Annotated in this window: 20 protein-coding genes; 10 read left to right on the top strand and 10 right to left on the bottom strand. The window is 34.1% G+C overall.

Going from position 1 to position 23919, the window contains the following annotated elements:
• The first annotated feature begins 6 nt into the window (after nucleotides 1-6).
• The 3 genes from P0R33_RS06385 (at nucleotide 7) to P0R33_RS06395 (ending at nucleotide 2236) form a co-directional block, all read left to right on the top strand.
• On the top strand, nucleotides 7-417 hold the full coding sequence (locus P0R33_RS06385) for a Cas9 inhibitor AcrIIA9 family protein (protein ID WP_276174735.1): 411 nt from the start codon (nucleotides 7-9) through the stop codon (nucleotides 415-417).
• The gene (locus tag P0R33_RS06390) at nucleotides 414-1718 is read left to right on the top strand and encodes a PcfJ domain-containing protein (protein ID WP_276174736.1); all 1305 of its coding nucleotides are present in this window, start codon (nucleotides 414-416) and stop codon (nucleotides 1716-1718) included. The genes P0R33_RS06385 and P0R33_RS06390 overlap by 4 nt, the downstream gene beginning before the upstream one ends.
• Nucleotides 1719-1936: 218 nt before the next feature.
• Complete coding sequence (locus tag P0R33_RS06395; protein WP_276174737.1) at nucleotides 1937-2236, top strand: hypothetical protein; 300 nt, start codon at nucleotides 1937-1939, stop codon at nucleotides 2234-2236.
• Between the two features lie 848 nt (nucleotides 2237-3084).
• On the opposite strand, the gene P0R33_RS06400 is transcribed toward P0R33_RS06395, so the two are convergent.
• The 8 genes from P0R33_RS06400 to P0R33_RS06435 form a co-directional block, all read right to left on the bottom strand.
• The gene (locus P0R33_RS06400) at nucleotides 3085-3462 is read right to left on the bottom strand and encodes a mCpol domain-containing protein (RefSeq protein ID WP_276174738.1); all 378 of its coding nucleotides are present in this window, start codon (nucleotides 3460-3462) and stop codon (nucleotides 3085-3087) included.
• Nucleotides 3455-4087, bottom strand: a complete 633-nt coding sequence (locus P0R33_RS06405) for a hypothetical protein (RefSeq protein ID WP_276174739.1) — start codon at nucleotides 4085-4087, stop codon at nucleotides 3455-3457. Before P0R33_RS06405 ends, P0R33_RS06400 begins: the two co-directional genes overlap by 8 nt.
• Nucleotides 4088-4735: 648 nt before the next feature.
• The gene (locus P0R33_RS06410; RefSeq protein ID WP_276174740.1) at nucleotides 4736-5677 is read right to left on the bottom strand and encodes an STING domain-containing protein; all 942 of its coding nucleotides are present in this window, start codon (nucleotides 5675-5677) and stop codon (nucleotides 4736-4738) included.
• A 5-nt stretch (nucleotides 5678-5682) separates the two neighbouring features.
• Entirely contained in the window at nucleotides 5683-6576 is an 894-nt protein-coding gene (locus P0R33_RS06415) for a hypothetical protein (protein ID WP_276174741.1), read from the bottom strand.
• A gap of 369 nt (nucleotides 6577-6945) precedes the next feature.
• Entirely contained in the window at nucleotides 6946-7617 is a 672-nt protein-coding gene (locus P0R33_RS06420; protein WP_276174742.1) for a hypothetical protein, read from the bottom strand.
• A gap of 558 nt (nucleotides 7618-8175) precedes the next feature.
• Nucleotides 8176-8883, bottom strand: a complete 708-nt coding sequence (locus P0R33_RS06425) for an STING domain-containing protein (RefSeq protein ID WP_276174743.1) — start codon at nucleotides 8881-8883, stop codon at nucleotides 8176-8178.
• A gap of 20 nt (nucleotides 8884-8903) precedes the next feature.
• Nucleotides 8904-9998 (bottom strand): hypothetical protein, encoded by a 1095-nt coding sequence (locus tag P0R33_RS06430; RefSeq protein ID WP_276174744.1) that lies wholly within the window; start codon nucleotides 9996-9998, stop codon nucleotides 8904-8906.
• A 173-nt stretch (nucleotides 9999-10171) separates the two neighbouring features.
• The gene (locus P0R33_RS06435; protein ID WP_276174745.1) at nucleotides 10172-10345 is read right to left on the bottom strand and encodes a hypothetical protein; all 174 of its coding nucleotides are present in this window, start codon (nucleotides 10343-10345) and stop codon (nucleotides 10172-10174) included.
• 318 nt (nucleotides 10346-10663) lie between these two features.
• Between P0R33_RS06435 and P0R33_RS06440 the strand changes: the two genes are divergently transcribed.
• Nucleotides 10664-11950 carry an ATP-binding protein gene (locus tag P0R33_RS06440; protein WP_276174746.1) on the top strand — a complete coding sequence of 429 codons (1287 nt, stop codon included), beginning with the start codon at nucleotides 10664-10666 and terminating at the stop codon, nucleotides 11948-11950.
• A 1067-nt stretch (nucleotides 11951-13017) separates the two neighbouring features.
• Here P0R33_RS06440 and P0R33_RS06445 read toward each other — a convergent pair.
• Nucleotides 13018-13797 carry a LytTR family DNA-binding domain-containing protein gene (locus P0R33_RS06445; protein ID WP_276174747.1) on the bottom strand — a complete coding sequence of 260 codons (780 nt, stop codon included), beginning with the start codon at nucleotides 13795-13797 and terminating at the stop codon, nucleotides 13018-13020.
• Nucleotides 13794-14822 (bottom strand): histidine kinase, encoded by a 1029-nt coding sequence (locus P0R33_RS06450; RefSeq protein ID WP_276174748.1) that lies wholly within the window; start codon nucleotides 14820-14822, stop codon nucleotides 13794-13796. Before P0R33_RS06450 ends, P0R33_RS06445 begins: the two co-directional genes overlap by 4 nt.
• 345 nt (nucleotides 14823-15167) lie before the next feature.
• Here P0R33_RS06450 and P0R33_RS06455 point away from each other — a divergent pair, with 345 nt between their 5' ends.
• The 6 genes from P0R33_RS06455 (at nucleotide 15168) to P0R33_RS06480 (ending at nucleotide 23916) form a co-directional block, all read left to right on the top strand.
• The gene (locus P0R33_RS06455) at nucleotides 15168-16487 is read left to right on the top strand and encodes a TolC family protein (protein ID WP_276174749.1); all 1320 of its coding nucleotides are present in this window, start codon (nucleotides 15168-15170) and stop codon (nucleotides 16485-16487) included.
• Nucleotides 16488-16529: 42 nt separating this feature from the next.
• Nucleotides 16530-17651, top strand: coding sequence for an efflux RND transporter periplasmic adaptor subunit (locus P0R33_RS06460; protein ID WP_276174750.1), 1122 nt, complete (start codon nucleotides 16530-16532; stop codon nucleotides 17649-17651).
• Nucleotides 17652-17659: 8 nt separating this feature from the next.
• Nucleotides 17660-20758: an efflux RND transporter permease subunit gene (locus tag P0R33_RS06465; RefSeq protein ID WP_276174751.1), complete on the top strand. Its 3099-nt coding sequence runs from the start codon at nucleotides 17660-17662 to the stop codon at nucleotides 20756-20758.
• A 63-nt stretch (nucleotides 20759-20821) separates the two neighbouring features.
• Nucleotides 20822-21748 (top strand): DUF6268 family outer membrane beta-barrel protein, encoded by a 927-nt coding sequence (locus P0R33_RS06470; RefSeq protein WP_276174752.1) that lies wholly within the window; start codon nucleotides 20822-20824, stop codon nucleotides 21746-21748.
• A 279-nt stretch (nucleotides 21749-22027) separates the two neighbouring features.
• Nucleotides 22028-22702, top strand: a complete 675-nt coding sequence (locus P0R33_RS06475; RefSeq protein WP_276174753.1) for a DUF4397 domain-containing protein — start codon at nucleotides 22028-22030, stop codon at nucleotides 22700-22702.
• 125 nt (nucleotides 22703-22827) lie between these two features.
• Nucleotides 22828-23916: a hypothetical protein gene (locus P0R33_RS06480; RefSeq protein ID WP_276174754.1), complete on the top strand. Its 1089-nt coding sequence runs from the start codon at nucleotides 22828-22830 to the stop codon at nucleotides 23914-23916.
• The last annotated feature ends 3 nt before the right edge of the window (nucleotides 23917-23919 follow it).

Below are 23919 nucleotides of genomic sequence, written 5' to 3' on the forward strand. Positions count from 1 at the left end.
TACGTTATGAAAGGTTCAGAAAAATTTAAAACTAGGATAGAGGATTTCCTGAAAGAGAAATCACAGTCGGATTCCGTCTTTGCGCCTATGCTTGAAAAAGCTTCAAAAAATTTGGAAAACTGCTTTAAATACATCATCTCCGAAGTACAAAAAACAGGCGAATGCTCCTTTGACGACAGCGAGATTTTTGATATGGCTGTAAAATACTACACCGATGATACTATCGGAAATCTCCCTGACATCAAATGCAGAGTAACCACAAATCAGCCTAAAGTGGCTGATTTGTTCTCCGCTCCCGCTCCCATTGCAGAAAACCCTGTGCAGAAAAATCCTGCCGCTGCTGATCCCGCAGCAGACATTCCATTGCAAAAGACCTCGAAACAGGCACAGACAACCTTAACGCTTTTCGACCTATGACACCAAAAACCATCATCGAGAAAAGAATCACGGAACTCAGCGCGTCACTTGCGCCTGTTTCTGCTGATATTACTGCATGGGCGGAAAAATCCATTTTCTTAAAATGGGGCGTGCTGTCAAGGGGAAAATTTCATTGCCTTGAATGCTCTCACGCTTGGAAACCCGACAGCACCAAATCTAAATGCCAGAACTACATTAAATGCGCAGGATGCACGGGAAAACTTAAAATGCAGCCCTATAACAAAACGCATTTCAAGGAAATAGAATACTCTGCGGTTTTGGACACGGCAGGAGATTTTCAGGTTGTACGTATTATCTGCTCCCACAAGCAGATGAAGAAAGGTTTTGCGCCGACCTACTTTCATAAAGAAGTGATGCAGCATTGGATTAATCCAAAAGGCGAAGTGCGTACCATGTCGCTTTCTGTCAATGTTTTTTCTCAGTTTTACGACCAGTGGAAATTCTACTCTCCCCTTGAAATACGCCCAAAAGATTTTCAGAACTCTCCAAAATACCGCATTGCTCCATACAGGGTCTATCCAAAATTAAAAGTGATAAGCTCCCTTAAACGAAACGGTTTTAAAACGTCGCTCCACAATATGGCACCGCAGCTGCTTTTTTCTGCGATTCTCAAAGATTCTTTAGCGGAAACCCTTTTGAAAGCTTCACAGATTTCAATGCTGACCTACTATGTGACTTCCTCTGAACAGCACCTAAAACAGAATTGGCAGGCAGTAAAAACCTGCTTAAAATACAGCTATGTCATTTCAGATTATAGAATTTGGGAAGATTACATAGACCTTTTAAGATGGTTTAAAAAAGACCTCAGCTGTCCTTTATATGTTTGTCCTAACAACTTGAGTGAGTCGCATGACAGACTTGTAAGAAAAAAAAGAGCCATTCAGCGCAGAAAATATCTAATGGAGATGCGCACAGAAATACTCGAGGCTCAAAGTGTTTATGCCGAGGAAAAAAAGGATTTTTTCGGACTTTGTTTCTCTGAAAAAAACCTTACTGTCTCGGTAATCGAAAATGTGCAGGATTTCATGGCAGAAGGTGATAACCTGCATCACTGCGTATTTACAAATGAGTATTACAAGAAGAAAAACTCGCTTATACTATCGGCAAAAGTGGACAGCCAGTCTGTTGAAACTATTGAGCTGTCGCTTAAAAATATGGAAATCATACAGTGCCGAGGCTTGAAAAACAATGCTTCCAAGCACCATAAGCAGATACTCAGTCTTATGAACAGAAATCTTTATCAGATTAAGGAACGCATTAAGAAAAGAACAGTTAATTAATTCTTTGAAGCCGGCTTAGAGCCGGCTTTATATTTTTGGCGGAGCAGACACCTATAGGCAAGTGAAGTTGTTCATAATTATTAGCTTATTCACTGTAATTACAAAAATTAGGATGATTTACAACAAGCGTGAAAAGTAGTGAAGATGTATATATCTGATAAAATATCAAACAAGAATATTTTTTCATACATTTAGCTATATAAATATTAGTATACTATATGCCTGAGAAATCTACTGACTTTTTCAATTTAATCTTAAACATTCTGTCTGAAAACCATGCTGGAAGTTTTTCTTTAGAAGAACTTACCAAGCTTGTTTTCGACAATCTAGGAAATTATAGTAATATAGATATTGAGGAAACTTTCGACGAACGTCAGAAGCAGTCCATAATTTTAGATCAATTAATAAAATTGGATGATCTTGGTCTGGTGTTTTTAAATTCCGAAACTGACAAAAGTACTATAACAGCAGCAGGACAAATAAAAGTTGCAGCTGCGCGCCGCAATAGTTTATTTTGATGACTTTGGCAGTGGGAACCTCTTAACTTTCCAGTGGGATTAATTTGTCCGCATCCAAAAATTTATTCCGTACAATACAATAGTGCCTTGCTGACAGATTAAAAATGCCGACTATTAAAAATCCTACCAGTAACAAATAAAATTTAAGGTACACTTTTTTTGAAGTTATAAAATTAATATTTAGGGATTACCAAGTATTTGTAAGTTGCTCAAAAAAATAGTACGCGGAACCATTGTATCCGCGACTGCAGATTTTTCCTGTATTATATTTTTTTGTAGGAACTTTTCATCTTGACGGTAGAAAATCGGCATGGAAAAACCGAAGGAACTAAAGAAAAATTTGATGTACAACACACCTGTTTAAGGTAAAGATACAAGCTGCAAATATGATTTCCACTATTAGTATCAGCTTAATTATATTACTGTTCACAGCGTTAGTCTGGCAGCATTTCTTAAATAAGAAAAAATATCAACATCCCGATTATTTAAGTAATCTTAAAGTGGCGGGCGAATTCCTTATTCGTACGAAAAACTTGGATCATTACTTGACTTGGGTAGAGTGCGATCGAATTAAAGCAGAATATTAAGCTGTCTGGAAATTTTTTAAAAACAGGACGTCTTTTTATAGCAAAGAGATTCTTGTTAAGGAGTTTAATGTTTTAACATTGATTTGTTTATGAAAGTCAATGAGTTTTGAAATTTTTACGTTTATTTAGAAAAAAGAAAAACGCAATCAGTGACATTTACGTTTATTAATGAACACTTTGCGGAGCGGGAAATTGCCAAATCTTCCAAATATAAACTAATTTTTCTAGTTAGTAAAATACTTAAATTTCTTGTAAAGCGTGTTAGCTATAGTGCCGATTTAAAATGATTTTATTTTTACCAGAAATCTTAGCGATCTTCAAATTAGTTAAAGCATCAATAATTGAAAATCCAATTCCAATACTTAATGTGATATTAGTATTTATGTAAAATTCCTGTTTGAGATTTTCTAATTTTTCCAACTTAAAAAACTCTTCATTTGTTTCAAATAAAATATCATCCGAACCGACAAGTAGAATTTTGCCCATAGAAATTTGGTTTATTTTTTCTATAAGCCATTTTATATTAATTTTTATTAAATCGCTTATTTCTTGAGCAGCCTTTGGATCGTTATTATATAGCGCAAATTCAATTTTGTCGCCAACATTATCACAATCTATTCTTATATAAATATTACGCATTTTTCATTTTTTGAGCGTCACTAAAAGAATCAACATAATCTTTACTAATTTGTTTTACAGAAACAGTTCCTTGCGTTTTGGTATTGCTCCAGTATTTGCCTTCTAACTTTTTTTCATCGCTGCCAATTATCAATCTTAATTCTGTAGCTCCTTCTCTCAAATGTTCATCATTATTTTGAGTTGAGTCTTTTTTATAAAGATAAGCTAAATTTTTCAGTCCCTTATCTTCGTTCAAAGCAAAAGTTTCTGCATATGAAACACCAACAAAATCTTTAGTAAACGTTGTGAAATGAATCCTAATAAAACTCTGTCTCACAACAATGTAAAATTCAATTGGCGGAACTTTATTTCCTTTATCATCTATATAATCAGAAATTATAAATCCTGACCAAGTTCCATTAATATTTGGACGATAAAATATCCAATTAGAGATTTTCCATTTCCAACCTTTTGTAAAGTAAAATGTCCAAAAAAAAGTGGTCACAGTAATACCAAAACTAACTGCTCTAACGACATTACTTAATTCTAATTTTAGAGCTAATATAAATAAATAAGAAACTGCAATAATTGCAGCTAAGGCTATTGATATAAAAACAATATTTTTTAATTCTTCTTTTTTGAGCATAGTTTCTTTAGGTATTAGAGCTTACTTTATAATTTGCATAACAAATAACACAAAGCCAGCGTATTGGACTAGATATGTATGAGAAATGCATTGCAATTTATTTATAAACCATAAATATTTACAGAATGGTAAAAAGTGACTTAATTCTATAATGGTTGGAAATCGTAAGTTATACTTAACAAACATACATCAAATCTATCCATTTTTATTTGCAAAATACCAAAAAAAAAATACAACACATCAAAACAACATCTAGTTACGTTCTACCCTCCTCAGCATAAAATTGTTGGTAAATTTAATAGTACATGGAAACTACTATTCTACTTCAGAGCTCTAGATATAAACGCCACTTTTATAAGACATTTGGAAGAGCGGAATCAGTAGTTTTTATTTTTACCTAAAATATTCTTTTAGCTTCTTTCTCTCCCGCTAAAAAATACCTGCACCAAATATTTCATTTAAAAGCTTGTCTATAGTTTCAGAGTAATAACTTAAATAATCTGTAATTACGCAGCCTCTATACTCTATTTTTTCGTGCACGAGATATTAGAATAATTAAGAAAATGTATATTTTATTTTTCTTCGTGAAAACGCAACTTCCTGCTATCAAAAACTCGGCAATTTCTTGGAACGGCGATTAGCTAGAGATCAAATCTCTTTCTCCTTTATGATTTCCAAAAATGTGTCAAAACCATCTCTTAATGCCAATTTCTTTAAAGTGTAAATGAATCGTTCAAATTCTCTATCTATTATAGCGTCATAGTCTGGACTGAGCTTATTAAAGTCATTAGGTAATAAATTTGCTATGGCATAGTTTATACCTGAAAGTGCTGTTGGAAAATCAATAACATATAACTTCTCGTCCTTTATTTCTGCCTGAACTTCAATATTTCTAGGACGTCCAGCATAATCAAAGGTTAATTTTTTCGTTTGGAACTTATTTTTAAGTTTTTGAAATTGCATGTTGACGTCACTACTAAGTCGCTCTGGAATAATAACTTTAATCTTACATTCTTCGTATTTCTTGCCGTCATTGTGCAAGATCCCTTGATTACTAATGATATGATTGCAAGTTGGTTTGATAAAATTTTCGAAGTAGACTGAGGAAAGAGTAGAGGAAGGGAAGAAATTTATCTCAGAATCTTGCTGATTTTTAAAAAATTCTTTTGTCTGTTTTATAGCTTCATTAAATGACGAAACATTTTTTGTTTCGAAACGACATAAAGAAATTCCTTTTATGTCTGACAGAACTTTAATATCCTTATCTATTACAAATGCACAATTATTTAAGCCAAGTCTCCCGATAAATAAACCAAGCTCAAATAATACGTTATCTCTTGGTTGAAGATATTGCGTTCCTCTAACATTTACCTCATCATCCTTTGTGCCTAGAAGTATTCCGAAATCAAATTGTAATGACGCTCTTATAAGATCATTTAAATAGTTGTTATTAATTTTAAAAATAGCATTGTCCCAAACGCTTTCATTCCAAATAACAACGTCGAAATCGCTTTCTAAAACTATTTTCGCAGCTTCGGCTAAAGCCAATTCTTCGGAAGAAGAACCTATGAAGATTTTTTTTCGTCTCATAAAAATTAAGAATAAATTAGTTGTCCTTTTTCAAAATATGAATAATAGATTTCCTTTTCCACATCTTGTATAAGTTGATCTAGATCGTACTTTAAAAGTTTTAATCCGCTAATGAACTCATCTGTTAACGGTTGTTCTGTACCATTCGGGCTCTTAACCGACCTCCTATAGTCTCCATCTCTAATTAACTTTTCCAAATGTATACTAAGTACTTTTGCGATCGAGATTTCTTTTCCCGCCTGGTAAAATAGTTTTGAATTGTCAATTGCATGAACGACAGTTGTTAGTACAAAGCTATTCAGTTTAATATCGTCATTATCCGATCTCAAAGTTTTTAAAAGCCTTATTGCTTTTCTAGATCCATCGTTTGTCGCGTCGCCTTTAGAATTTACTTGACTGATATGCGCGAAAGGGAAATCTAATTTTTTTAAGCCTGTTTTGAAATTATATAAGTAAACTCCACGATAGTACTCATTTTTAGTATCCTCATAGTCTTTTGAATTGTACCAAAAACAAAAAACTACATCAACTTTTCTATTCAATGCTTTGTTGAAAATAAATATACTTTTCTCGCCAGAGGTGTCAACAATATCATACTGACTCTCCAGTATATTAATTGCCTGTTTACGTAGATCTTTGATATCGATATTTGGATCTGACTCCGTGTAAGGATTGTCGTTTGGCACACCAGTTCCAGGATAATGATATCGATTAACAATTGTAAGTAAATCGAAATCACTGTGAACTCTTATATTAGTATCAGTCATTACTGAACCTTGATTTCGATAGTCACGTCCGAAGTGCAGGCTAAAATTCTGTTCTAAATGATTTTTGACTCTACTCGCAGCTTCTTTAGTTCTATCGTTATATTTATTTCCTAAGCGCTGCATCGATTCCATAAGGTATTTTACATTTTTAGGAATATCAGATGCGCTAAATGACTTGGTAAGCGCAGATTCATTTAGATCTTCGTCATATCGTCTATTTCTGAGATTTTGTAACCTTTTTTCATAATCTAATGCCATAAATATTACTTTTTTAATGAATGTTTGATCATCAATCTGAGGTATGATTTTCAGTTAACGTTTTATTACTATAGCGGGATTGAGACTACTTTAAGTGCATTCTTCGGATTTTCCATAATCGATAATTTATATTTGAAAAATAGTTATTTTACAAATTATAAAACCACCGTATAAATACCCGTTTTCTTTTACTCTTTACAGCGCATAAAAGACGTTGTCCGAAAAGCTCGAATAGTCTCTTTTTTAATCAAATTGTTTCATAAAATCTATCATATGCAATTTATAACCCTTTAGAAGTTTAGACAACTCTTTACTTACAACAAACATATTAAAAGCATAGTCTACTTTTTTATTTATCGAAAATTCCGTCGTCTCACCTAATCTTATGTACATCATAAACTCCTCACCATTGTCTACTCTGTCAGTATTCAATTTTATGTGTTCACTTGAAAAATGAATAAATCCACTTGTGTTTTCATATAACAATCTAAATCCAGGATAAATGGTGTCTAATTTTTGAGATAAATATAAATCAGTCATTTTATTACCTTCCGCATCTTTTATATTTCTAATATGTTCTCCATTTTGAATTCGATTATAAAAATCCAATCGATCTGCAACCAAACTCATAGCGTACAATCTCATGCAGTTATCTGCTTGAAGCCTTAACAAGTTTATTGCGGTTATCCAGTTGTTGGATTCGGTTAGAGCTTTAAATCCTCTATTTAATTCTATTGCTCTGTGAACAATTGAAAACATAAAATGACTTGGTTTGGAAAGTAATTTTCTTTGTGTTTCATTTGTAAAGATCTCAACGGCCGTATCGTTCAATTGCTTGTTCAATATATCTATCGCTTGAAATATTTGGGTTAAATCAGCTTGCGAAACATTTTCATTTAAAGGTTGTTGTTCCATAAAAATTTTGTAAAAACTGTTTATTGATCTTTTTATTTACATTTCAAAGATTTTCAAGAAGTACGCAAAGATTTTGCGTAGGTATAAATTTATTTCCAAACCTTTCATAATTCAGAACGAATATTATCATTAATATTCGGAGATATTACGAAAAATAAAATGATAACTACATATTTCTCCACAATAAAAAAATGATAAACATTCCACCACAAAAGTATGCTCCAAAACAAATTGCACTTTTTGCAATCATAAAATGGTATTATAAAAATTAATCATTTAGTTTCTAGAGCTTCTGTTTCACATTATCTAATTTTAAATTTAATTCAAGAAGACAGAAATTTAATTTCTTCTAATAAGCCTGACTTATTATAATATATATTTATAGATTTTTACTGCAGAACACAGCTAACGAAAATGTATGAATTTCTAATTAAAAAGAATTTACTATACTCTCTGACGATACTTTCTAACTTAGTTGAAGTGAACAGCCAAAGTCAACTATTGAAAACCTCGATTTTCTTAAGATCGAGGCTTTTTGTTGAAACTTTGAATAATTATTTACAAAGAACTAAGTTTCCTATCACAGTAAGAAATGTTATTCTTCAAGCTTTTTGACTTAATCAGTTCATCAATCTTAAGATAAAACTGTTCTATTAAGTCAGCAATAAGATCATTCTTTATTTTCTCAACGTTTGTATTTGCTTTACTTTCAATTTTATAATCTACATATCCGTATAATGAAAGTAGTGTATTTGGAAAATCAAAGTATGAATGTACTTTTGCTTTTTTATTTAGAGTTAGTATATCTCTTGCTCTGGCACCTTTTAATTTTAAATTTATTTCTGTTAATTCGTATTTTTTATGAACTAAATCTGCTTTTACTCTGTCAACATTTTCAGAAGTTAGTTCATCGAAATGAAAAGGTCGATAAATGCATAATTTTGGATTTTTAACACCATCCTCCTTCAATTGCGTAATAACTGGTGCAATGAAATTGTTAACATACCCTACAGCTAAAGCATAGGCAGGAGAATACTCTGCATCCTTAAGCAATTTTCTTAAAATTTGATTTATTACAACCAGCAATCCAGTGGTTACAGCAAATAAAGCCTCTAAATCAATAATAAACTTGATTTTAAGATTATCTTCTATCATTGATTTAAAAAGCCATAATAATACAATAATAATTGATACTGTATTTAAGATATAACTACTCCATTTTATTATCCAAATGTTTGTAGAAAACCATTTTGTTAATTTTGTCATTTTTAGCATTATCATATAATTTAACCAATTAGTAAATTTTGATTTGATAAATCAGCTAAAATTGAATCAATTTCTTGACGCAAAAACTCTAATTCAACAAGTTTTTCATTACAGTTAACTTCAAAAATACTTTCTGTACCATCTACTGACATTATTTTATCTCTATATGATTTATCACTTAGAATATGGGTAATTTCATCGTTTAAAACCGAAACTAAATCTAAATAATGGTCATATTGATATCTATTTACGTTGATGTTATAGCATATTGCATTAATATGAAAGCTTCTAATACTTCCCTTGTTATCTACATTTTCACAATCGTATTTCACATTTTTTAGAAATCGAATCATGTTTTTTAGTCGTCCACTAGTCAGTATGCTTCTTTCATTAATTCGTTGGATACTCCAAAATGGATAATCAACATCTCCAATACTATCGGTTTTTTTATTGTAGATTTGTATACCCCTTCTATAGTCTTTATTAGTTTTCATGTAATCGATTCCTTTATAGTAGGTAGCAGTTACCACATCTACATCTCTTTTAGGCGACGAGACTTTAACATAAATGCAATTTTCTTTAGTAATGTCTACTTCTTTGTAAGTTGAAATAAGAATTTCTTCTGATTTTTTTCTTAAAAGACCTAAATCAGATAATTGATTTCCTCCATATGCACGAAAATCATCAAAGTGTTTTTTAAGATTTTTTATTTCTAGACTATTCAATTGGGCAGGTTTTTCTAAAGCTTTTTTTAATCTATGATGATCAATTTTACTTGATTTATTAGTAATCTGCACTAAATCAACATCATTATCTTTTAGAATATGAGTATTAGTCATTACTGAACCCTGTCTTTCAAAATGAACTTCCTTTCCATGACTTTTTTTAAGATGAGCTTCTATTTGATCAGCTGCCAATTTACTATTTCGTGTATATTCAGGAGCTACTCCCTGCATTGCTTGTTTTACATATTTTGTAACGTCGTAATCTACACTTAGACTTTTGTAAAGCTTCGATCCTAATTTATTTTCGGAAAACATAACTGTTCTTGCATAAGAATCAGGATTGCTTCTTAAATTTATTCTCTTTATTAATTCAGCATAATCTCTTGCCATTTTATCTCTTTTTTGGTTAGTTAAATTTAGTTTTTAAGTTGATTGATACAAATAAAAGTGAACTATGTAATCTTTGGTACTAAGATTTATTGTCAAACTCTTCTTTTACGTATTCATATCATTCTCATTTGTATTGAAAAAGCTATTAACCTTCTTCATTGATTTTTTTGGTGTTATTTTTCTTTGGTTATCCCTTTAAAAGGAGCAGAACTTGAAGTTTTGACATCCATAAACTGACCAGTTTCAGAATCTCTTTTAGTCCATAAACCTGTTTTTGGGTTTTGAAATTGAGTTCTGTCTTTTACAGCTCCTTTTCTAGAATTGTCTTTAGGTGGATTTGTTGCCATCTTTTTTCAATTTAGTGTTAAACAATATTCCCTTAACTTCACGACATAAAGGATTTGACGATTTTAGTATGTTATATCTGTAATTATTCAATACCTAATACATGTTTTAAATATGCATTTTATCGGATTTTACGCGATTTAATCGATTATTTTGCTTTCAAAAACATTATGTTACTATTTTTTTTTAAACATAAATGAGATTATTTCGTGCAAACATACAATAATATATTTTATGGTTGGATTTTTTTTTGATCTTTTTTACGTAATTCTCTCATATTTTCGTATTTTTGCTTTAAATTAACTTTATTTATACAAGTAATGCTCGTAAAATTTTCGGTTTGTAATTTTTTATCTTTTAAGGAAAATACATCTATAAGCTTTTCTGCATCTTCTCTAACTGAATACAGAGAGGACAATATTTTTGATTCACCAATCAATAATGATTTATGCCTTTTAAAAAGCCTAATAATATATGGAGCAAATGCTAGCGGAAAAAGTAATCTTTTCGGGGCTTTAAATTTTATGAAGCGATTTGTTTTAACATCTTCAAAAGATTCAACTTCAGGAGAGGAGATTATGGTAGAAAGATTTAAGTTGTCAACAGAAACACTAAATAAACCAAGTTCTTTTGAGCTAGAATTTATAATAGATAGCACAAAATACAGATATGGATTTGAAGTAGATACTAAAAGGGTACATTCTGAATATTTATACTATCAAATAAAAACGAAAGAATATGTACTTTTTAAAAGAGAATTTCAAGATATAATAAGAGGAAAAAAAATAGACAAAACAAATGAAAAGCTTTTTGAAATTACTAGAGAGAATGCTCTGTTTTTGTCTGTATGCGCACAATTTAATGACTCACTTGCAACTTCAATCATGAAAGAATTTAGAAATATTAATTTCCTTAACGGCATGGATGATCTTGGGTCAAGTGAGTTCACTGCAAGAATGTTAACTGATAACACATCAAATGGTTTTATAAATACCCTTTTAAGAAGTGCAAATTTAGGATTTAAAGAACTTACAGTAGAGAGAGTAGCCACGGAAGACCTCTTAGCCAAATCAGACATACCAAAGGAACTTCAAAAAATTATTTTAAAAAATAATCCCGAGAATAATATTGTACGTACGAAGCATGATGTATATAACGAAAAAAAAGAAATTGTAAGTGACGAATTTTTCGATTTAAATTCTAATGAATCTTTGGGAACAAGAAAGTTTTTTGCTTTAGCAGGTCCATTAGTCGATACTCTTTTAAATGGAACAGTTTTAATAATCGATGAATTTGATTCCAGGCTTCATCCAGAACTTTGCAAGGGTATTATTAGACTTTTTAATTCGAAACGAAATAATCCGAAAAATGCTCAGTTAATTATAGCGTCCCATAATTCGTCTTTTATTAATCCAGGTAATAGATTATTCAGAAGAGATCAAATTATAATAGCTCGAAAGAATAAATTTGGAATGACTAAAATAAAAAGTTTATTTGATTTAAGAATTAGAAAGGATGCTTCATTTGAAAAAGATTATTTATCTGGTAAATATGAGGATGAAGAACTAGATTTAAATGTGATAAATCAGTTTAATTTAGATTTTTAAATTTTTGCTATTAAATTTGTCCTATTTTAAAAGAAAATAAAAAGTACATTTCAATAATTTAAAATTTCACCAATATTTCATGAAACTTAAATCGTGAATAATACTTTAAGTATTATAAACATTATTTTATATTAAGCAGGGAAAAGTGGACTTGATTTTATCTTATCCAAAAGAGTTAGTTGTAATTTTTAAGCGAAAATACCCCGCGTAAATTATTCTAACATAATGTACGGGTGCAAAAATGCACCTTTACATTAATCTACAGTTTTTGGTTTGTATATCGTAGCCGCATCTATAATTCGCTAAATATTCCCACAGAACGGATAAACAAAGTATCTTGACACCTTAAATGACTATCATTAATCAAGAGTCTTCACAATAATCCTTAAGAAAAGTTCAAAAGCTATAATTCAATCAATATTTGGCTACAGAAATTGGCTAAAAATCAAGGTACACTTTTTTTCTGTACCTATTCTTAAATAATATATTAAGCCCATTATTTACTAGCGTTTTTAATAATTCAAAGCGGAACCTCTTCCTCCGCACTATAAAACCCCACATTATCAAAAATTACTTAAAAACAAATAGTTACAATCTACCACAGCAAGCTTGGTAAATCGTTTCAAAGAACAACCAATAATCAGCAAAACCAAGACCTGCTGATTCGATGTTCAAATTGGCTGCAGGATACCATTTGTTTTTTCTACCCGTTTAAATATCGGAAAATATATTAAACCAAAAATTTAAATAAATCCGAAAAACATCCATTATTTATCGCTCAAAAAACTATATTCGTTTTTCCAAACGAAGCATTCATAGCAATTAAAGTAAAACCTGCTCAATTCGATCATCCCATTTTAATGTTCAATTATTCCTTCTTTTAATTCATTTTCATTGATCATATAAGCAGCTTAAAGTTTTCATTGCGCATTTGAAAAAAGGTTTTTATTTTTTGTCCGGGTCAGCAAAAATACAGCATAAACCCAATGCCGATAACTTCCTGCATAATTTTAAAAAATAGATTATCTGCTGAACTTTGATTAGAAAATCTAAATTTATAAATTTAATTATCCAGCTTCAAACCCTCCCTCAAGCCATCTGAGAAAATCACTGGCTTTTGCCTTGCTGATTATAATAATCTCCGGTACTTCAGCAGATAACTTAGCTACCAGTTTTCTTGAAAAATACCGCTCTACTGATTCAACAGCATCCCTGTTAATGAGGAACTGGCGGTTTGCTCTGTAAAACTGCTGATGGCTAATAGTACCTTCCACCTCATCTAAACTGGAGGCCATAAAATAGCGCTGGCTGTTTAATGTCGTAATCTTTACCACATTTTTCTTATCAAGGTAAAAAAAAGCTATATCATTTACTTTTAAAGGTACAATTCTTTCACGCTGTTCAACCAGAAGTGTTATTTTATAATTAGACTTCATCTGCTGTCCAAGTGCACTTATAGTGCGGGCTGCTTTTTCCGGTTCAAAGGCTTCCTGCATAAGTCTGAATTTCTGCAGAGCTGCCTCTACACTCTGAACCGAGACAGGTTTCAAAATGTAGCTTACTGCGTTGACATCAAATGCCTCCATCATATAACTGTCAAAAGCAGTGCAGAATATAACAGGGCTCTTGACGGAAATTTTATTGAATATTTCAAAACATAAACCATCAGCCAGCTGAATATCAGAGAATATAAGATCCGGGTGCGGGTTGTTATTAAGGTACAGCAGGCTCTCCTCAACGCTGTCTATAATTGCTAAAATCTCGATATCAAAGCCCTTAAAGCAAAGCAGGATTCTCTGCAGTTCCTTGGCCGTTTTTATTTCATCTTCTATAATTAGTATTTTCATGGTCTTATAATTGGGAGCATTACAGTAAACTCATTGGCATTGTTTATTATATGTATATCACGGCTAAACAGCAAATTATAACGCTGCATGATATTATCCAAACCAATTCCTGTAGAATGCTGTACTGAAATCTTAGGCTGAAAATTATTGGATACAACCAAAAATTCTTCATCCTTAATGTAAATATCAATCTTAAGGGGTCTTGCCATGGAGGCAATATTATGCTTGATTGCATTTTCGATCAGAAGCTGCAGCGTTAAAGGAGGCAGAACTGTCTTTTTCATATTTTCATCTACGTTTATACAGATCATAATAGCATTTTCCATTCTTGTCTTTAAAATATAAAGATATGATTCGATAAATTTAAGCTCTTCTTTCAATGAAGCTTTATTTTTCTTTTCGTAGAGTACAACATACTGGTATACACTGGCTAATTCCGATACATAATTTTTTACATTTTCTTCCCGAGTCAGTGTACTGAGTGTACTGAGTGTGTTGAATAGGAAATGCGGGCTCAGCTGTTCCTTTAAAGAAGACAGATTAGCTTCCAATTGCGCCTGTTTCAATTTTGCAATTTCTATTGCATGCTGCTGTTTTTCGCGCAGGATATGTGTATAATACAAAATAAAATAATACAGGCAGCTAAGGAGTTCTGCTCTCAAAAGCATCCCAAAATATTTTTTAGGACCGTGAATCTGATAAGAGAATTGATTAAATAAGATAATTCTATCTGAAAAAAAACCGCAGATCAGATCAAATCCAAAAATTAAAAAACCAGCTGCCATAATGCTCAGCGCAGCATATCTTTTCTGCTTATTGTCAAATTTTAATTGATTGTTCCTTTTTAAAAGGGAGCTGTGGATCAGCCAGCATAAAAAGCAATATAAAAATGTAAATGTCACAACAAGCAGTGTGTCATTCCATCGAATCTCATCCATTCTGATAAGAAACAATGAGAATGCTATCATGGAGAAAAGAATAGATGAAAGCGCTCCGAGTTTCCAGTCAATCTTTTGGAACTGCATGTTTTTTTTCACATTTAAAATTAAGGGCATAACAGTTTCTATTTTTTATTTTAAAAACACTTTAACTATTACAAATTTATAACATTACTCCCGCCCTGCTCCCGTGGCAGTCTTAAAACAGGCAAAATGAATTCTCAACCAACCAAAACCAATCTCGAAAAGAACACAGCGTTAATCTTGAGCTTTATCTGAAATCTTCAGGGTCTCTGAGCATGATTTCCACTAAACTATATCCCGCCCGCTTCACTTCAAATTTTGCCCGTTTAGAGCAGAAAGCGCTTTTACCACTGCTTGAGCAACGTTTAATTTGCATCAAAATTAATGCTTCTACGAAAAAAAATGATAATGAAAAAACAAATTTTAATCTTATTTCTTGCCTTTAAGGTCCATGCGCAGAAAGAATTTACATTGCAGCAATGTATTGATTATACATTAAAGAATCATCCTTCTCTTTTTGTGCAGCAAAATAATGTTGCCATAGCAAAAGCAAAATCATGGCAGAGCCTTTCGGAATATCTTCCCCAGGTATCTGGTTCTGCCACTATGCTCAATAACATTCAGCTCCAGACCAATGTGCTGCCTGCTGGAATCCTGGGCCCGGATCCATCAGAAATTACTTTTGGCACCAAGTATAATACCAACACAGCCGTAGATGTAAAGCAGATCATTTATGACCAATCTAAAATAACCGGGATCAAAGCCGCCAAGCCCTATGCTGAGATAAGTGTTCTGCAGCAGAAACAAAATCAGGAATTATTGATTTATAATACCGGAACAGCTTACTACCAGGTATTAATATACAGAGAAAAACTGCACATACTCAAATCCAACCAGCAGAAATATGAACAGATGGTTAAAGTACTTCGATATCAATACGAGAAAGGAACAGTACTGGAAAAAGATGTTGACAGAGTACAGGTAAACCTCAATACGACAACCTATCAGATCCAAGATTCGCAAACCAAAGAAATACTGGCCCTGAACATACTGAAAAATTCCATGGGTATGGATGCAGAAGAGAATTTTGATATAGTTCCTACCGTTAACTATGAGCTTCTGGCCGCGGGAAATTTTGATGAAAATCTAGTATTGGATAATCTGACCGAAACCGCGATAGGTGAACAGTCACTGGAACTTCAGAAATACAGCCTGAAGACCAAACAAGCTTCTTTTATTCCCACTTTATCTGCAGTGGGGCGTTTTGGACAGCAGGCGCTGAATAATGATTTTTCCAACAGTTTTAACAATTGGAGTGCTTTCTCTTATGTAGGTCTTTCGCTTAATGTACCAATTTTCAGCGGTTTTAAACGAAAAAGCGAAGTTCAGGAAGAAAAGTTAAAACTTAAAAATGAAGAGCTGAATTTTAAAATCAATAAACAAAACTTGGAATTACGTTTTGACAATGCAAAAACAGCGATGGGCACTGCGTACAGCTCTTACATGAGCAGTAAGGATAATATGGTGCTGGCAAAAAAATTACTGGATGTCACCGATTATCAATACCAGAGAGGGGTTACAAATCTCACAGACTACCTTAATGACGATCTGGCATATAAGGAATCCCAAAGTAATTACATCAATAGTTTATACAATCTTATGATCAGCCAGATGGATTACCAAAAATCAAAAGGATCGCTTCTAAGCTTTATGAGCCAGATCCGTTAAACTTTAAATACAATTTATTACAGAAAATTAAATCTACAACGTATGAAAAATCCAAATCAAAAAAAAAGGAATTTGATTATACTGGCATCGTTCTGCTTAGTGGTAATTTTACCTATAATTATTGTCCTTGCAGGCAACAAAAAGAAAATCAATGAGTCCGCCAGACCCGTGGACAGGACAGATATCCCTGTGGCCGTATCAGTTATGACTGCAAAGATCTCCCCTTTGAAAACCAATGATCAATATCCCGCAACAATTGAGCCTTTGGACCAGGTCATGCTGTATGCACAAAACAGCGGTATGATCGCCCTGTTGGATTTATATCTGGGCAAGGAGTTAAAGAAGGGACAGGTTATCGGGAGGCTTGATACACGCATACTGCAAATAAATTTAAAAAATGCACAGATAGAAAGAAACCTTGCAGCGATTAACAAGACCAAAAAACTTGACGATTACAACCGCGCCAGAGATCTCTTTGAAAACAATGCCGGACTTCAGGTAAATATGCTCACTGCTAAAAATGAATTCGATAACGCTGTAAATAAACTTGAAAATTCAGAAATACAGATACGGCTGATCCAGCAGCAGATCCGAAACTCCATAATCATTTCGCCTCTGAGCGGCGCAGTCTCCGCCCATATGATTAAACAGGGGGAGTTTGTCAGCCCCGGCAGCCCTATTGCAACTATAAGCAATACGGCAGCAGTTAAAGTTACCGTTTTTGTAGATCAGCAGATGAGCTATAAATTAAAAACTGGAGAATCAGCTGTAATTACCTCGCCCTTGTTCGGAGAAGAAACCTTCAAGGGAAAAATTAATTATATCAGCTCAGTGTCTGACAGCAATCACAATTATCAAATAGATCTACTTATCTCAGAGAAAAAAGGCATTCTGCTTAAAGGAGGTACAGATGTCCAAGTTTCATTTAACATTGTTTCTAAAAAAGAAGCCTTGCAGATTCCTAAATCTTCACTTATCAATGACAGCAAAGACCCCTATGTATTTATTGAAAGTAATGGAAAAGCCGTCACTAAAATAATTAAAACGGGCATTATACAAAACGACCTTGTTGAAGTACTTTCAGGTTTAAACGAAGGTGACAGAGTTATTACCACCGGCCAGATTAATTTACGAGCAGGCAGTACTATAAACATTATAAAATAATATCAGCAATGACATTAACAGAACTATCCATAAAACGTCCCCTGCTTATAATTACCGCGTTTACAGCGCTTATACTCTTTGGGATTTTAGGTTACACCAGCCTGAATTACAATCTGCTGCCTACCTTTGAAACAGGTAATATCAGTATTAGAACTGTGCTTCCCGGGGCATCCCCTGAGGAAATCCAAAATAAAATTTCCAAACCAATTGAAGAAGCAGTAAGTACTGTAGAAGGAATTGACAGGGTAACCTCAAGCTCACTTCAAAATGTATCTTCGATTCAGGTTGCCCTGAAATCTGGGGTTTCAGATGTCCAGGCGCAGCAGGACATTGAAAGAGCTATCAATCAAATAAAATCTACACTGCCCGATAACATTGATGACCCTGTGGTCAACCGTCTGAGCACCGATAATTTTGCCATATTGAATATTTCTGCAACAGGGAACATCTCTTCAAAGGACCTCTATCTTTTAATTGACAAGGACATAAAGCCAAAGCTGAGCAGTGTAAAGGGTGTAGGTCAGATCAATATCATAGGTGGACAGCCAAGAGAAATAAAAATTCTGCTGGATAACAGTAAACTCCAAATGTATGGCCTATCTGCAAAACAAGTTTTTCAGACTGTTGCTGCCAACAGTATTTCCATACCCGGAGGAAACATATCGGGTGAAAAAGAGAATTTATCCATTACCATCAACGGCGACTATAAGCAGGTAAGTCCATTATCGGAGATTGTACTCAAGGACAATGGTTCGGGAAGCCGTGTATTACTATCTGATGTAGCGGCAGTTAGCGATGCGCAGCAGAAAACAACTACGCTGAACCGTATGAATAATAAACCGGGAGTCGGCATACAGATATTCAAAACCAATGATGCGAATGCCGTAGATGTAAGCCAGCAGGTAAAAGACAAGCTCAATGAGCTAAAAAAAACTTATAAAGCACAAGGATTTAATTATGAGATTGCTTCAGATCAGTCCATATATACGCTCAGTTCGGCAGATGCAGTGATGCATGACCTGTTTATGGCCGTGATCATTGTTGGTCTGGTCATGCTGCTGTTTCTGCACAGTCTGCGAAGTTCCTTCTTTGTAATGGTCGCTATACCCTCAGCGATGATCCCTACATTCATTGTCATGTACGCTATGGGATTTTCATTAAATCTTATGACCCTCTTAGCACTTTCATTAGTGATTGGAATCCTGGTGGATGACAGTATAGTGGTTTTGGAAAATATCTTCCGACATATGGAAATGGGCAAGAAAAAAGAACAAGCAGCACTTGACGGCCGTAATGAAATTGGATTTACAGCTCTGGCCATTACACTTGTAGACGTAGTGGTGTTCCTGCCAATGGCTTTTGCAGGAGGTCTTATCGGAGGAATACTACGAGAATTTGCTGTTGTGGTGGTGGTTTCCACACTAATGAGTTTATTGGTAGCCTTCACTTTAACACCGCTGATGGCTTCACGCTTTGCCCGACTCGAACATCTGACAAAGCAGACATTATGGGGACGCATAATCCTTGGTTTTGAGAATCTGCTTGAAAATTTTAAAAACACCTATGGTGAGCTTCTGAAATGGGTGCTGCAAAACAAACGTTATCTATTTATACTGGTTATATTATTAATTGCCGGTTCCGTTTCTCTTGTTCCTTCAGGATTTATAGGATCATCTTTTGCGGGGGACAGCGACCGTGGCGAACTGGCCATACAATTGGAAACAGCTGCAGATACCCCGATTCGCCAGACTAACCTCCTTGTAAAGCAGGCCGAGCAGCTGATGCTGAAACACCCAGAGGTCAAAAATGTTTATACGCTGGTCGGAACCCAGACAGGAGCAAAAGGGGACGGCGAAAACCTTGCGGAACTTTCAGTAACGCTCATTGATAAAACTAAACGTGATTTTACAGCGGATCAATTTGGAGTCACGGCCAGAAATGAAATTGAGAAGATACCAGGACTTCAGGTAACTGTAATTCCAACAAGCATCACAGGAGGTGTAAATGCACCGATCCAGGTTGTTGTAAAAGGAACCGATATTAACAGTCTTTACAGCGCAGCCGCAAAAATTAAACAAGTTGTAATGCAGACAGCTGGGACTGATTACGTGCGTTACAGCACCAAAGGAACTGTAAAACAGATTAAAATAACTCCGCAGAGAGATCGCATAGCAAAACTGGGACTTACTCTTCCTGACGTTGCCCAGAGCATCCAGCTGGCCTTTAACGGAAATGACGATACAGAATTCATGCAGGGAGATAATATCTATAAAATAAATGTAGAAATCAGCCAGACCGACAAGCAGGATATTGAAGCGATCAGAAATCTTTCTCTAAACGGCAGTAAGGGGCAGTTAATAAAACTCTGGCAGGTTGCTGATGTAGAAGAAGTAGTGGGACAGTCGATCCTGCAGAGAAGTGACAGACAAAATTCTATAACAATAACTTCCGCAGCCGTTGGACGTCCTTCGGGAACCATTGTACAGGATATTCAGGCAGCTGTGCATAAGGCTGGCTATCCTGCCGGTATCGAAGTGGATTTTCAAGGGGACTCCAAAAATCAAAAAGATGCCTTTATGAGTTTAGGTATTGCATTGATCATAGCCATACTTCTTGTATATATGGTAATGGTAAGTCTTTATGAAAGTCTGGTCTACCCTTTTGTGGTTATTTTTTCGGTGCCTGTAGCCCTGATTGGAGCGCTGCTTGCCATAGCCCTGACAATGAACCAGCTGACCATTTTTACTATTATAGGAATAATTATGCTGTTGGGACTTGTAACTAAAAATGGCATTCTTATCGTGGACTTTGCCAATCATCTTAAAGAGAAAGGCTTCAGCGCCAAAGAGGCCTTAATAGAGGCAGGGAAAGAAAGGCTTCGTCCAATTATTATGACAACTTTCGCAATGATATTAGGAATGCTTCCCCTGGCACTTTCTCAAAGTCCAGGTTCTGAATTCAAAAACGGGATGGCATGGGTTCTGATCGGGGGACTTACAAGTTCTTTTTTACTCACGCTGTTTCTTGTTCCTGCTGTATATATGATTGTAGAAAAATTGATAGTGCGGTTCAAATCAAATTCAAAACATCCCGATAGGAATTTCTAATAAACAATGAGTTTACAGCATGCTGTTATACAGCTGTGAAATATATTAATAATGAATAACAATATGACAAAGTCAATAAAACAAATAGTATCGATAAGTCTGTTACTGCTCTGTTTTCAGAGCAGGGCACAAGACCTAAAACTTGCAGGATTAGAATTCTTAAGTTATCCCAAAGTGAAATTCAAAGATGATGCCGGCGGAAATAAAGCCGCTTTCAGCGAAGCAGGTGCCTTTGTAAGTTTTCCTAAAATGCTCCAGGACAAGAAAACTATTTTAGTTAACGGGCTTCAGTACGGAATTGTAGAAACTGCCATTTACAATGATGCCCTATCTTCAAAAAACGAGATGACATTTCATAAAATAAGTTATTCCTTTACCTACATTTACCGGTTTAATGAAAAATGGACATTCATAGGCCGCCTCTCTCCAACACTGGCCAGTGATTTTAAAGATAAACTTTCCTGGCATGATTTTATTGTTCAGGGAAATGCCATGGTTACCAAGAAATTTAACGATAATGTAATTGGAGGGGCAGGATTAATATATACCATGCGGTTTGGAAAACCGCTGCTGTTTCCAAGTATTCAGTACCAATACAAAAAAGACAGGCATGCATTGAATATCTATCTGCCGATATTTGCCAATTACGTTTACCAGACCGGCCCGGAGAACAAAATCGGGCTTGGTTTCAGGGCAGCAGTAAACGGGGCGAACTTTAATGCAAGCTCAAAAAGTTTTTCAAGTGATACTGAAATGGACCGGTTCAATTATGCACGAGCCAACATAGGCCCGTTTGTTAATTACCAGCTTACAAAAACTTTATTGATTGAAGCTTCGGGAGGAATCAGCACCATGCGTATGTATCAGTTTGAAGATCTGGCCGGCAGCAAACACAAATTCGATTCTGAATCAGGAGGCTTTTTTAATATAGGAATTATACTGCTGCCTCCGAGTCCGAAAAAACAGCTCACTCCCGAAGCTCAGGAGTAACTGCTTTAAGAAGTTTTAAACTTTTTATCAGCAGAATAATATCAGTGGTCTCTTAATACTAACACTTTATAGTATTAAAAACACAAACCACTGATATTTTCTTAAAATATTAATGCCTAAAAATTTAAGTTTAAACAATTAATGTTCACCGCTAAAACTGCATTAATTGATGTAATTCAATATACAATAATTAATAGAGCTTACAAAAAATTGAATAATGCGAAATGAAACATGAATATTTTTTTTACTAAATACAGGTTAACTTATTTTCTTTTTTGCATGATATCGTACTCTTGTTCAAATAACTCACAATATCATTCCTATGCTTATAATAGTGCTTTATATTACGGTCAAGATTGTACTGAAATGCCGCACGTAAACTTTACCAATTTAATACAAAAATCCAGCAATCTGTCTTTTTTATTCAACTCGGAAGAACTCAAAAAATCAGCTTCGAAATATTCATGCCCCACAGGTTATTTTAGTTTATTTATTGGAGCCAACAGGATCACTGCCATTAACGATAATGGATCTGTATTAGCTGTAAACAGTCTTTCTCTCAATACAAATGAAAATATGAGCCTTTTTGCTTTGGAAGATTCATCCAAAAAAATATTTTTCTTAGGATTCAAGGACACCTGGGCCGCACCTCCCATAGGAAAATCTCTGATCCGATTTATAAATCTTTCAAGAGACAGCCAGATAATAACTCTTCAAGGAAATGGACTAAAAGTAAACAAAGAGTTAGCGTATAAACAGGCAACCGCTTTTATCGAGGTTGAAAATGGATACTACTGGATAAAATATCGTCAGAGCAGATTATCCAAAAATGCGCATTATAAAACTCAGATGAAGCTGGAATCCGGCGGTATATATACCATATGTTCTACTGGCTTAACACGGGCGGCCCAAAAAGAAAACACTTTTTGCGCCTCCATTATTCAAAACTATTGACAAGTTGTGATTCATTTTAAAAGAAACTTATACCAATGCTTAAATCACCCATCAGCTTAAATTATTTATTAAAGCCTAACATTAAGATTTTACACAGTTGTGAAATTAAATCGAATTTGCTCTTTTTGCTGATTTTTTGTATCAGTATTTCACCTTTGGCAGCTCAGACGGTACATCAATATAATAATCCCGGCACAGTCTGTTACAGCGAAACAGTTTTTGAGAAGAAAGCAAAAAACCCAAAAGGAGTAATAGTAGTTGAAGTATCTGCAGCAGATATTAAATTTCATGCTTTAAATAACAGATATATATCCTCCGGCCTTTTTAGTGACTATAATTTTTTATACATCCGCGTTATTGAAAAGCAGAATAACTTCCCTCTTAATTGTTATGAGCAGATTATAAATGTAAACTCTTTTGTAAACCGTATTGAAAAATCTTCATATTATTTAATTAGCGAAGAAAATGGTTTTTCTCAAAATGATGTGAATTCGCACCCGCAGAAATATGAATTTAAAATTATTGCAGCGAAAGACCTGGAACTTCAGCAAATAAAAGAAGAGATTAAAAAAAAAACAACCACCACCAACTATTTTATGCCTATTGTTTACACCACACAGGAAGTAGATGCCGTAAAAATGGCTAACTATAAAAAAAACTTTGATATAGGATTTAATTATAATCCTTTTTTTCTTACCGGAGCTAAACTGGGAATTGACAAAACAGCAATAGGTTTACTTGGGATTTCATTAAAAAAAAACACCAGCCATACTACTGCCCTGGTTTTAAATTTAAATTATTCGATCGCCAATAAGACCAAAACTAAAGAAAAACTCCAGACCGTCAGCAGGGATACCATAAATGCACATGCTCTTTTCGGCGCCGATCTTACTTTTAGAAAATATTATAATAATGAAGAGCCTCTGAGATACTTTTCTTCAGCAGGACTGGGTTTTTATTCCCTGATAGATGTTAAATTAAGAAGAAAGCAGACTTCTGTGTCAAAAAAAAACAGCGAAAACCAATACATCACACTGCTTTATGATTTTGGGCTGGAATACAGACTTTCTCCCAGCTTAAAAGTAAATGCTGCACTTCCTTTAAAGTACTATATCAACAATGGAGGCTCAGGAAGTCTTAACACTTTTGGATTCGGTGTTAATATGGGATTTTCATACACCCTGAATCCATCAAACCTTGCAAAAAGAAAATAACCT

The organism is Flavobacterium sp. YJ01, from assembly GCF_029320955.1.
Taxonomy (GTDB): domain Bacteria; phylum Bacteroidota; class Bacteroidia; order Flavobacteriales; family Flavobacteriaceae; genus Flavobacterium.